Annotated in this window: 8 protein-coding genes; 5 read left to right on the forward strand and 3 right to left on the reverse strand. The window is 69.4% G+C overall.

Translation table 11 applies throughout. From position 1 onward, the window contains the following. Positions 1-166: 166 nt before the first annotated feature. Together ACIQCS_RS14775 and pbpC are read left to right on the forward strand one after the other, a co-directional pair. Positions 167-5,929 carry an MG2 domain-containing protein gene (locus tag ACIQCS_RS14775; RefSeq protein ID WP_345849314.1) on the forward strand — a complete coding sequence of 1,921 codons (5,763 nt, stop codon included), beginning with the start codon at positions 167-169 and terminating at the stop codon, positions 5,927-5,929. Between the two features lie 152 nt (positions 5,930-6,081). Beyond that, positions 6,082-8,178, forward strand: coding sequence for a penicillin-binding protein 1C (gene pbpC / locus ACIQCS_RS14780; RefSeq protein WP_345852025.1), 2,097 nt, complete (start codon positions 6,082-6,084; stop codon positions 8,176-8,178). A gap of 188 nt (positions 8,179-8,366) precedes the next feature. On the opposite strand, the gene ACIQCS_RS14785 is transcribed toward pbpC, so the two are convergent. After that, on the reverse strand, positions 8,367-8,852 hold the full coding sequence (locus ACIQCS_RS14785; protein WP_345849313.1) for an outer membrane protein assembly factor BamE: 486 nt from the start codon (positions 8,850-8,852) through the stop codon (positions 8,367-8,369). A gap of 135 nt (positions 8,853-8,987) precedes the next feature. Here ACIQCS_RS14785 and ACIQCS_RS14790 point away from each other — a divergent pair, with 135 nt between their 5' ends. Genes ACIQCS_RS14790 through ACIQCS_RS14800 form a run of 3 tightly spaced genes read left to right on the forward strand, consistent with a single transcriptional unit; the run spans position 8,988 to position 10,557 of the window. Continuing rightward, a complete protein-coding gene (locus ACIQCS_RS14790; RefSeq protein WP_345849312.1) occupies positions 8,988-9,497 on the forward strand; it encodes a ubiquinol-cytochrome C chaperone family protein in 510 nt (169 codons plus the stop codon). Then, complete coding sequence (locus ACIQCS_RS14795; protein ID WP_345849311.1) at positions 9,494-10,045, forward strand: YceD family protein; 552 nt, start codon at positions 9,494-9,496, stop codon at positions 10,043-10,045. The genes ACIQCS_RS14790 and ACIQCS_RS14795 overlap by 4 nt, the downstream gene beginning before the upstream one ends. 2 nt (positions 10,046-10,047) lie before the next feature. Continuing rightward, complete coding sequence (locus ACIQCS_RS14800) at positions 10,048-10,557, forward strand: AAA family ATPase (RefSeq protein WP_345849310.1); 510 nt, start codon at positions 10,048-10,050, stop codon at positions 10,555-10,557. Between the two features lie 85 nt (positions 10,558-10,642). Here the strand turns inward: ACIQCS_RS14800 and ACIQCS_RS14805 are convergent, their stop codons facing one another. Together ACIQCS_RS14805 and ACIQCS_RS14810 are read right to left on the reverse strand one after the other, a co-directional pair. Next, positions 10,643-11,122 carry a hypothetical protein gene (locus tag ACIQCS_RS14805; protein ID WP_345849309.1) on the reverse strand — a complete coding sequence of 160 codons (480 nt, stop codon included), beginning with the start codon at positions 11,120-11,122 and terminating at the stop codon, positions 10,643-10,645. Between the two features lie 44 nt (positions 11,123-11,166). Beyond that, entirely contained in the window at positions 11,167-11,802 is a 636-nt protein-coding gene (locus tag ACIQCS_RS14810; protein WP_280280715.1) for a TetR/AcrR family transcriptional regulator, read from the reverse strand. Positions 11,803-11,924 lie beyond the last annotated feature (122 nt).

Consider the following 11,924-nt stretch of genomic DNA (forward strand, 5'->3'; position numbering starts at 1 on the left):
GCTGCCCCCATTCCCCCGATTCGGAGATGGAACTAAACCGTGCCGCTCTCGGAACGATCAAGCCGATTGGTGCATTTCCCTCCGAAACGGAGACGGTTAATTCGTCGCTGGACTCGCAGTGGTGCCCGGCTATCGTGCCCATCGCTGCCCGAGGGGGAGGTTGTCGATGAAGCTCGTTGCCCGGCTTGGCGTATTGGCTCTGGTCCTGGCGCCCATCGGGGCCGTCACTGCGTTCGGCGACAACAGCCCGCAGGTCGAGATGGCGACGCCCGGTGTCGGCGACGGGGCGATCGAGCGCTTCACCGCCCGCTTCAACGTGGCGATGGTCCCGCTGGGCGACCCCCGGGCCGAATCGCCGTTCAAGGTCGATTGCCCGGTCGGCGGGCAGGGCCGCTGGGTCGATCAGCAGACCTTCGTCCATGAATTCACCGGCCCGCTTCCCGGCGGCGTTACCTGCAAGTTCACCCTGCGCGACGGGCTCAAGAGCCTGTCGGGCTATGCGCTGCAGGGCCAGAAGGAGTTCACTGTCGATTCGGGCGGCCCGATCGCCCGCGCGGTGCTGCCCAATCGCTATGGCAGCGAGATCGAGGAGGATCAGGTCTTCGTCGTCGCGGCGAACCTGGCGCCCGATCCCGCCTCGGTCGGCGCCAATGCCTATTGCGCGGTCGACGGCCTGGGCGAGAAGATCCCGGTCGACGTGCTTCCGCCCGACGTGGCGCCCAAGCTGCTCGCCGATCTCGGCACCGATCGTTGGGAAGTGCGCAGCTTCCTGGGCGAGGCCGGCCTGCCCCAGGCGCTGCCCGAAAAGCCGGAGGACCGGGTCAAGTCGCTCGCCAGCGTCGTCGCGGTGAAGTGCCGCCGCCCGCTGCCGGCGGGCCGCGACATGGCGCTGGTCTGGGGCAAGGACATCAAGAGCGCCTCGGGCCGTGCCGCCGGCACCGACCAGCGCTTCGACTTCACCGTCCGCAAGGAATTCAGCGCCCGCTTCGAATGCTCGCGCGTCAATCCCCAGGCCGGGTGCAGCCCCGTGCAGGACGCCTGGGTGCGCTTCTCCGCGCCGATTCCCAGGGCCCAGGCCGAAGCGGTGCGCATCCGCACGGCCGACGGCAAGGAGCTGGCGCCGGTCTTTGGCGACGACGACAAGAACAAGGCGGCGGTCGCCGACCTGAAGTTCAAGGCGCCGCTCCCCGCCGAGACCACGGCCAGGCTGATCCTCCCCGCCGATGTGAAGGACGAGAGCGGCCGCAAGCTCGCCAATGCGGAACGCTTCCCGCTCGACGTCAAGTTCGATGCGCCGCCGCCGCTGGTGAAGTTCGCCGGCAATTTCGGCATCCTCGAAGCGAAGGAAGGCGGCGTCCTCCCGGTCTCGGTCCGCAACGTTGAGCCGGAGCTGCAGGGCAGCCAGATGACCGTCACCGGCCAGAGCCTCAAGGTCGAGGGCGGCGATGGCGAGATCGCCAAATGGTTCCGCGCGCTGGCCGATGCGGCCGAGGACAAGTCGGATGAAGTGAAGCGCGGCAAGGAGACCGTGCGGATCAACCAGACCGGCGCGAAGCCGCTATTGACCTCCGTCACCGGCAAGCCGCTGAAGATCGGCCTGCCCGGCAAGGGCAAGGATTTCGAAGTGGTCGGCATCCCGCTCGGCCAGCCCGGCTTCTACATCGTCGAGCTCGCCAGCCCGCGGCTCGGCGAGGCGCTGCTCGGCCGCAAGGCGCCGCGCTATGTCGCGACCGGCGCGCTCGTCACCAATATGAGCGTCCATTTCAAATGGGGCCGCGACCAGTCGCTGGTCTGGGTGACGGCGCTCGACAGCGGCCAGGGCGTGGGCGAGGCGGAAGTACGGGTGACCGACGCATGCACCGGCCAGCTGCTTGCCAAGGGCAAGACCGATGCTTCGGGCCGCCTCGGCGTTCCCGCCGGCCTGCCCGAGCCCCAGACCTATACGAGCTGCGACCATGGCAGCAACGACGTGCTGATGATCTCGGCGCGCAAGGCCGATGATTTCAGCTTCACGCTCACGCAATGGGGCGACGGCATCCGCCCGTTCGATTTCGACCTGAACTATGGCTGGTCGGCCCCCGAGCAGAAGTTCCACACCGTGTTCGACCGCGCGCTCGTCCGCCAGGGCGAGACGATCCACATGAAGCACATCGTCCGCCAGCCGATCGCCAAGGGCTTCGCGCCCTCGCCGGCCTTTGGCGGCACGCTGCGCCTCAGCCATCGCGGCTCGGACACGCAATATGACCTGCCGCTCGCCATCGACGCGAACGGTGCCGGCGAGACGGAATGGACCGCTCCCCAGGGCGCCAAGATGGGCGACTACGACCTCACCGTCCTGGTCAAGGACGCGGAGGGCAAGGAGAAGACGCTCTGGACCGGCCAGTCGTTCAAGGTCGACGAATATAAGCTGCCGACGATGAAGGCTTCGGTCGCCGGGCCCAAGGATGCCGCGGTGCGGCCGAGCGCGCTGCCGCTCGACCTGTTCGTCGGCTATCTCTCCGGCGGCGGCGCGGCGAACCTGCCGGTCGAGACGCGCATCGGCTATTTCGCCGACTTCAAGACTCCCGACGGCTATGACGGCTACAGTTTTGGCGGCCGTGCGATGGCCGAGGGCACCAAGCCGATGGACGGCGACGGCGAGGACGAGCAGGTCCAGCTGCCGCCGACCCAGACGCTGCCCGCCACGCTGGGCGCCGACGGCACCGCCCGGATCAACGCCGAGGTGCCGCAGACGCTCGAGCAGAACACCACGATGCTGGTCGAGATGGACTATCAGGATGCCAACGGCCAGATCCTGACCTCGTCGCGGCGCATCCCGATCTTCACCTCGGGCGTGCAGCTGGGGATCAAGAGCGACGGCTGGCTGATGAAGCAGGACGATCTGCGCCTGCGCTTCGTCGCGCTCGACACCGCGGGCAAGCCGCTCGCCAACCAGGCGGTCTCGGTCGAGCTCTACAGCCGCCAGATCCTCACGGCCCGGCGCCGGCTGATCGGCGGCTTCTATGCCTATGACAACCAGATGAAGACGGCCAAGCTGTCGGCCACCTGCTCCGCGACTACCGATGCGCAGGGGCTGGCGAGCTGCCAGCTCAACCCGGGCATATCGGGCGAAGTCTATGCGGTGGCGACCACCAAGGACGCCAATGGCAATGTCGCCCGCGCGACCAAGTCGGTCTGGCTGGTCGGCGACGACGACTGGTGGTTCGGCGGCGACAATGGCGACCGCATGGACGTGATCCCCGAGAAGCTGGAATACAAGGCGGGCGAGACTGCGAAGTTCCAGGTGCGCATGCCCTTCCGCGAGGCGACCGCGCTGGTCACGGTCGAGCGCGAAGGCGTGCTCTCCAGCTTCGTCGTCGGCCTCACCGGCAAGGACCCGGTGATCGAAGTGCCGATGCCGGGCGATTATGCGCCGGACGTGTTCGTCTCGGTCATGGCGGTGCGCGGGCGCGTGTCCGGCTGGCAGAACTGGCGCTCGAACATGGCGCGCGACTGGGGCGCGCCCTGGTCGAAGGACGGCGGCGAGCCGACCGCGACTGTCGATCTCGCCAAGCCCGCCTATCGCCTCGGCATCGCCAAGGTGAAGGTCGGCTGGGAAGGTCATAAGCTCGATGTGGCGGTGAAGGCCGACAAGGCGAGCTATGCCGCGCGCGACACCGCCAATGTCGACGTGACGGTGAAGAGCCCCGACGGCAAGCCGGCCGCCTCGGCGGACCTGGCCTTTGTCGCGGTGGACGAGGCGCTGCTCCAGCTCGCCCCGAACGACAGCTGGAACCTGCTCGAGGCGATGATGGGCGATCGCCCGATCTCGGTGCTCACTTCGACCGCGCAGACCCAGGTGGTCGGCAAGCGCCATTATGGCAAGAAGGCGGTGGAAGCCGGCGGCGGTGGCGGCGGCGGTGATCTCTCGGGGCTCAACCGCGAGAATTTCCAGCCGGTGCTGCTCTGGAAGGGCAAGGTGGCGCTCGACGCCAATGGCCATGCCAGGGTCGCGGTGCCGCTCAACGACGCGCTGACGTCGTTCAAGCTGGTCGCGGTGGCGACATCGGGTCCGCAGCTCTTCGGCACCGGCATGGCGAGCATCCGTTCCTCGCAGGATCTGACCATCTATCCGGGCGTGCCGCAGCTGGTGCGCACCGGCGACCAGTTCGGCGCGATGTTCACGCTGCGCAACGGCTCGAACAAGCCGATGAAGGTGACCGCGACCGTGGCGCTGAACCCAGCCTATGCGACCGGCAAGCCGCTGACCGTGGAGATTCCGGCGGGCGGCGCCGCGCCGGTGGTGTGGAACCTCACCGCGCCGCCGCGCGACGGCAAGCTGAGCTGGACGGTGACGGCGAAGACCGCCGACGGCAAGTCGGGCGACAAGGTGACGATCGTCCAGGCGGTGGCGCCGGCCGTGCCGGTGGAGACCTGGGCGGCGACGCTCGGCCGGGTCGGCACCGGCACCCAGTTCGCGATCGCGCCGCCCGCGGGTGCGCTGCCCGGTTTCGGCACGGTCGAGGTGAGCCTGACCGACAGCCTTGCCCCGCCGCTCTCCGGCGTGCGCGACTATATGCGGGCCTATCCCTATAACTGCCTCGAGCAGCGCACGTCGCGAGCGATCGCGCTGGGCGACACGGGCATGTGGAACCTGATCGCGAGCGACATGCCCGCCTATCAGGACGGCGACGGGCTGCTGCGCTACTGGCCCGGCGACTGGCCGGGTTCGGAGGCGCTGACCGCCTATATCCTCTCGGCCAGCGCCGAAGCCGGGCTGCCGCTGCCGGACGGCCCCCGGGCCAAGATGCTCGACGCGATGAAGGCCGTGCTCGACGGGCGCCTCCGCCACGAGGATTATGGCGATGTCCGCCTGCAGCGTGTCGCCGCCTTCACGGCGCTGGCCCGGCAAGGGGCGGCGACGTCGGCGATGCTCGGCCAGATCGGCATGGCGCCCACCGAGATGCCCACCGCCACGCTCTCCGACTATGCGATGGCGCTGGGCAAGGTGCAGGGCCTGGCCAATGGCGCCCAGCTCCGCCTCGACGCGGAGAAGGTGCTGCGCAACCGGCTGGTCTATGAGGGCACCCGGGTCGACCTGTCGGACAAGGGCCGCATGGCCTGGTGGCTGATGTCGTCGGACGACGAGGCGGCGATCAAGGCGCTGCTCGCCACGCTCGGCCGCCCGGGCTGGGAGAATGACGCGGGCAAGCTGATGGTCGGCATCGCCTCGCGCCAGCAGCGCGGCCATTGGGACACCACCACCGCCAATGCCTGGGGCACGATCCTGGCGCGGCGCTTCATGGGCCTTTATCCGGCCGAGGCGATCGCCGGCGTCACCACCGCCAGCTTCGGCGGCAACAGCCCGCTGAGCCTCAACTGGCCGCTCGCCGAGCCGCAGCGCAGCTTCGGCTTCCCGCTGCCGGCGCAGGCCACGCCGCTGGTGATGAGCCAGTCGGGCGGCACTGGCCCCTGGGCGTTCGTGCGGGTGAAGGCGGCGGTGCCGCTCACCCAGCCGCTGATGGCCGGGTACAAGATGACCAAGAAGGTCGAGGCAGTGAAGCAGGCCGTTGCCGGCAGCTGGTCGCGCGGCGACGTGGTCAAGGTGACGATCAGCGTCGAGGCCTCGGCCGAGCGCAACTGGGTGGTGGTCAACGATCCGGTGCCCGCGGGCGCGACGATCATCGGCAATCTCGGCGGCCAGTCCGAGCTGCTCGCCAAGGACAGCGGCACCAGCGAAGGCGTCTCGCCCAGCTATGTCGAGCGCGGCAATGACAGCTGGCGCGCCTTTTACGGCTGGGTGCCGCGCGGCAGCTTCACGGTCTCCTATGTGATGCGGCTCGACGCGGCGGGCAGGTTCAACCTGCCGGCGACCCGGGTCGAGGCGATGTACGCGCCCGAGATCCGCGCGCAGCTGCCCAATGCCGTGATGGCCGTGGCGCAGCGGTGACGGCGAAGGAGGCAGTCGACCGCTTCCTCGCCTTCGCCCGTCGCTGGACGAAGCGCATCGACGACGCGCCCGAGGCGCTGCGGGCATGGCTCGGGCGCGAGCGGGCCGCGTGGCGGGAAAGGGGCTGGCGCGGCATAGTCACGCCGCCGCGCCTGGCCGGCACCGTCCTGACGCTCGTCTTCGCCGGCTCCGCCAGCTGCTGGTGGGTGACGCGCCCGCCGGCCCTGCCCGATTATGCCGCCGTCCGCGCGGGCTGGCATCCGTCCGAGGCCTGGCTCTACGACCGGCACGGCGTGCTGATCGATTCCAGCCGTGTCGACTATCAGGCGCGGCGGCTTGCCTGGACCAGGCTGGAGGATGTCTCGCCGGCCGCGCGCGAGATACTGGTCGCCGCGGAGGATCGCCGCTTCCGCGACCATGGCGGCGTCGACTGGATGGCGCTGACCGGCGCCGTGCGGGACCGGGCCGAAGGCAAGCGCGGGCGCGGCGCCTCGACTCTGTCGATGCAGGTCGCCGCCTATCTCGCGCCCGAGCTTTCCGTGCCCGGCAGCCGGGGCTTGCGCGACAAGCTGCGCCAGATGCGCGCGGCCTGGGGCCTGGAATCGCGCTGGAGCAAGGACCAGATCCTCGAGGCCTATCTCAACCTGGCCGGCTTTCGCGGCGAGGCGCAGGGCATCGGTGCGGCCGCGCTCGGGCTGTTCGGCAAGACCCCGGCCACGCTCACCCGCGACGATGCGCTGCTGCTCGCCGCCCTGTTGCCCAACCCCCGGGCCAATGCCTTCGAAGTCGCGCGCCGCGCCTGCGCGCTGAGCCGGGAGACCGACTGCACGCGCTTCCCCGGTGCCGCCGCCTCGATGCTTGGCCCGGCGCGCAGCCTGGCGCTCGATCCGGGCCTGGCGCCGCATCTCTCCGCCGCATTGCTCACCCTGCCCGGTGCGAAGATCACCACCACGCTGGATGCCGGCATCCAGCGCGCCGCGATCACTGCGCTCCGGCGCCAGCTCCAGGGGCTGGGCGGCAGCCGTGCCCGGGACGGCGCGGTGGTGGTGGTGGACAATGAATCGGGCGACGTGCTCGCCTATGTCGGCGGGATCGGCGGCGAGAGCACGGCGCCCGCGGTGGACGGCGCCTCGGCCTATCGCCAGGCGGGATCGACGCTGAAGCCCTTCCTCTACGCGATGGGCATCGAGAAGGGCTATCTCACCGCCGCCTCGATCCTCGACGATTCGCCCGTCCAGCTCGATACCGCCTCGGGGCTCTATGTTCCCCAGAATTACGACAAGGCCTTCAAGGGGCCGGTCTCCGCCCGCATCGCGCTGGCCGGCTCGCTCAACGTGCCGGCGGTGCGCACGCTGCTGCTCACCGGCGTCGATGCCTTTCGCGATCGCCTGTGGGACACCGGCTATCGCGGCCTGGTCGAGGACGGGCAATATTATGGCTATTCGCTTGCGCTCGGCTCGGCCGAAGTGACGCTGATGGAGCAGGTCGCCGCCTATCGCAGCCTTGCGCTCGAAGGCCGCTGGTCGCCGCTTCGCCTGAGGATGGATGCGAAGACCGACGCGCCGCGGCGTACCACCACGCCCCAGGCCGCCTGGATCGTCGCTGACATGCTGGCCGATCCCAATGCCCGCGCCGGCACTTTCGGCGTCGATTCGGCCCTGCGCCTGCCCTTCTGGGCCGCAGTGAAGACCGGCACGTCGAAGGCGATGCGCGACAATTGGTGCATCGGCTTCACCGATCGGTTCACCGTGGGCGTGTGGGTGGGCAATCTCGAAGGCGATCCGATGCGCGCCGTCTCGGGCACCAGCGGCGCAGCGCCGGTGTGGCGCGATGTGATGCTCGCGCTCAACCAGGGCCGTCCCGGCAAGGCACTGCCGCGTCCGGAGGCGATCGAGGAGCGCCAGGTCCGCTTCGCCGCCGGGATGGAGCAGCCGCGCCGGGAATATTTCCTCAAGGGCACCGGCTTCGATCGAGTCGCCTTCGCCCCCGCCGAATCGCGGCGGCCGCGCATCGTCAATCCGGTCGCCGGCAGCGTCTATGCGCTCGACCCGGACATTCCGCGGGACAATCAGCGCCTCGCCATCTCGGTGTCGGGCCAGGCGCTCGGCCACCGGCTGATCCTCGACCGGCGCGACCTCGGCACCGCCGATTCGCGCCCGCTGATCCTCGCCCCGCCGGGCAAGCATCGGCTCGCGCTGGTCGATCTCGACGGCAAGGTCATCGACCAGGTGCTGTTCACCATCCGATAGCGCGGAAATGGCTGAATGTTGAGGGAGCGAAACGCTATCTCGTGCGTTTCAGCGGACGGTCCCTCCCCCTTTCGGGACCGTGCCCACCGGCACCGGCCGCGCAGCCCGAAAGGCGGCGCGGCCGAAGCCTCTTTCCGATCAATGACTTGGCTATTGTTCAGCCGTCCCGGGCCGAAGCCGGGCCGCGACTAGGGGCCGTTGCCGCCGCCGCCACCGCCGCCCGGGCCGCCGGTGCCCGGGGCGCCGACCGTGCCGATATTGCCGAACAGATCCTCGAAGAAGCCGCGCTTGTGGCCCAGCGTCGGAGTCTTCTTGCCATAGGGGTCGACCGAGGCGATCAGGTCCTTGCCCATCCGGTCGACCGCGACGACATTGCCCTTGGCGTCGAAGCTGACGCGCAGCGTCGTCTGGTCCTTGGCCTTGAGGCTCTGATAGCCGAGGTTCGCGCTCTGGCGCGAGATGTAATACCACTCGCCTTCGTTGAACTGGCTGGTGAAAGTCGGGCGGCCCAGCGTCTGGAGCACCGATTGGCGCGTGTCGATGCCGGGCTGCACCGAATCGACCAGCTCCTTGTCGATGATATAGCCCTGGTGCGTGCGGACCGGCACGCAGGCGGTGGTGCCAAGCGCGGCTGCCAGCAGGGCGGCGCCAAGCGCGCGGGCGGGAATCGGCATTATGGTCTCCAGGCAAACGCATACCGGCGTCCCGATGCATTCGGTTGCATTGCATCGCGGGCCGTTCGCCTCAATATGCGGCAAAATGCGGCCAAACAAGGTCGCGCCCCCATATTGCAGGAACCGAACCGGCACATGCGCTTGCTCAAGCGGCTCTTTCAGGCTCCCGATCGCGGCGCCGCCCCGATTCTCTACGCCGCCATCGTCGCGCGCGGCCGCGAGGCCCATTGGTACGAAGCGGGCCAGGTGCCCGACACGATCGACGGCCGCTTCGACATGATCGCCGCGGTGATGAGCCTCGTCCTGCTCCGGCTCGAGCAGGATCCGCAGGCGGTTCCGTTCAGCACCCAGCTCACCGAGGTGTTCATCGACGACATGGACGGGCAGCTGCGCCAGATCGGCATCGGCGATATCGTCGTCGGCAAGCATGTCGGCAAGATGATGGGGATGCTGGGCGGCCGGCTCGGCGCCTATCGCGACGGGCTGGCGGCGGGCACGCTCGGCGAGGCGCTGGTACGCAATCTCTATCGCGGCGCGGCGCCGGCGCCCGAAGCGCTCGCCCATGTCGAGGCTGCGCTCCGGGCGCTCCACGCCAGCCTGGCCGGAGCGCCGGTCGCCGCGCTGCTCACAGGAGAGCTGGCATGATCCAGAACGAGTTCAACCGGCCCCAGCGGCTCGACACGATCGGTGCCGGCGAGAGCCAGGTCCGTGTCGCGGCCGAACCGGGCGAGCGCGCCGCCCTGGCCGAGCGCTTCGGCCTCAAGGCGATCGACAGCCTCGCCGCCGACTATCGCATCCGCCGCGATGCGCGGGGGATCGTCGCCACCGGCCGTCTCTCCGCGCGCGTCGTTCAGGCCTGCGTGATCACCGACGAGCCCGTGCCCGCGGCGATCGAGGAGGATTTCGCGATTCGCTTCCTGCCCGAGGCCGAAGGCGAGGGCGGCGACGAGGAGATCGAGCTGAGCGAGGACGAGTGCGACATCGTCTTCTATTCGGGCGGCGCGATCGATCTGGGCGAGGCTGCGGCGGAGACGCTGGCACTGGCCCTCGATCCCTATCCGCGCAGCCCGGCCGCGGAAGCGGCGCTGCGCGATGCCGGCGTGATCAGCGAGGAGGAAGCGAAGCGCCTCGCCGAGGAGAGCGGCCCGTTCGGCGGGCTCGCCGGCCTCAGGGACCAGCTTGGCAAGGGCTGACCGTGCGGGCCCGCCGCATCGCCATCTCGGGCTGCTCGGGCGGCGGCAAGTCCACGCTGCTCGACGCACTCGCCCGGCGCGGCTTCGCTACCGTCGCCGAGCCCGGGCGGCGGATCGTCGCGGCGGGCGGGCCGATGCCCTGGAGCGATCCGGCGGGTTTCGCGCGCCGCGCGATCGCGATGGCGCTCGACGATCTGGACGCGGCGGCGCGGCTGGCCGGGCCGGTCTTCTTCGATCGCGGGCTGGTCGACGCGGTGGTCGCCTTCGAGCATGCGACCGGCGCGGCGGCGCCGGTCGATCCCGCGAATCGCTACGGCCGGGTCTTCCTCGCCCCGCCCTGGCCCGAGATCCATGTCGTCGACGATGCCCGCCGCCACGGCATGGACGAAGCGCTGGCGGAATATGCGCGGCTCGAAGCCGCCTGGCCCGGCTTCGGTTACACGGTCGAGCGGCTGCCCAGGATCGACGTCGAGGCGCGTGCCGATTTCGTGCTGGCGCGGCTGGAGGGTTAGGTTGAGGACTCATATTCTTCTTTCGTCGCCCCGGCCTTGAGCCGGGATGACGGCAGAAAATCAAATACTTGTCTGGGCTTTCAACCTAGGCGTGCCCGACCACGTGCAGATGCGGCGCGCGGCTGTTCACGAACACTTCCTCACGCGCGATCGGCGACCAGGGCAGCCAGCGGAACCAGGTATAGACGGTCCGCCACGCGGCATCCTCGCCCTGGCCCATGGCGCGCTGGAGCAGCGTCTTGTACGGCCGGGTGGCGCGGGGCCAGTAGAAGAGGTGGAGGCGGATGGTGCCGGTCACCAGCCCGTCCAGCGTCTCGACGAAGCTGGTCTCCGCCTCCGGATCGGCATCGAGATGGAACTGGGCAGTGAACAGGTCGCTGCGGATCATCAGCATGTCGCGCGCCCAGATGAGCTTCAGCGCGATGCGCAGCCCATATTGCACGGGCAGCTCGAGTTCGAGATAGTCGGGGCCGGCATCGGCGCCGCGCATGCGCAAGCCGTGCCGCTCGGCCAGCACCGAGAACAGCGCCCTTGCCCGCGCCACATGCCAGTCGCTGAAATCCATGGCCCCAAGATGCGGCAGCGCGGCGCGGCCCGCAATGGCGCGGGCTATCGCTCCGTCCCGATTCCGTGCGTCAGCATCGCCGCCACGGTCTGCGCGATCGCCTCGGGATCGACGTCCTCCTGCCACACGCTGTAGCGCAGGCCCAGGAACACGTTCATGCCCATGATCGCCCAGGCATGGATCTCGTTCACGTCCTCGCGCACCTCGCCGCGTGCCGCCGCCGCCTGCAGGCGCTTCGCGATGCGCTCGGCGGTGGTCGCATAATGCATGCGGAAGCTCTCGGGATCGACGAACTCGGCTTCGTCGATGATCCGGTAGATCTCCTTGTGTGCGCGCGCGAAGCGGATGAACGCGAGCAGCGCCGCCTGCTCCGCCGCGATCTGGCCGCCCGTCGCGCCCTTGATCGCCGGCGCGACATGCTCGCGCACCTGGTCGCTCATGTCGCGCACCAGCGCGCGGAACACGTCGTCCTTCGAATCGAAATAGGTGTAGAAGCTGCCCAGCGCGACGCCGGCGCGGCGAGTGATGCCGCTGATCGAGCCCTCGTGGAAACCCTTGGCGCCGAATTCCTCCGCCGCCGCGTCCAGGATCAGGCGCAGCGTCCGCCGTCCGCGCGCCGTGCGCGGCTCCTTGCCCGCACTCGCTTCGCCGCCGCCCAGATCCGGTGCTGTGGCGCTCATGCCACGCCCCCTTGCCATTCTGGTCCCTCTTCCCGTTTATCCAAGTTGAAACCCGGTTCAGGTTTCAGTATAGCGTCGTGCGACCACTTACAACCCGCGTTCAAGAACGGGTTCGACTGATG

This window comes from Sphingomonas sp. NPDC092440, assembly GCF_044754985.1.
Lineage (GTDB): Bacteria > Pseudomonadota > Alphaproteobacteria > Sphingomonadales > Sphingomonadaceae > Sphingomonas.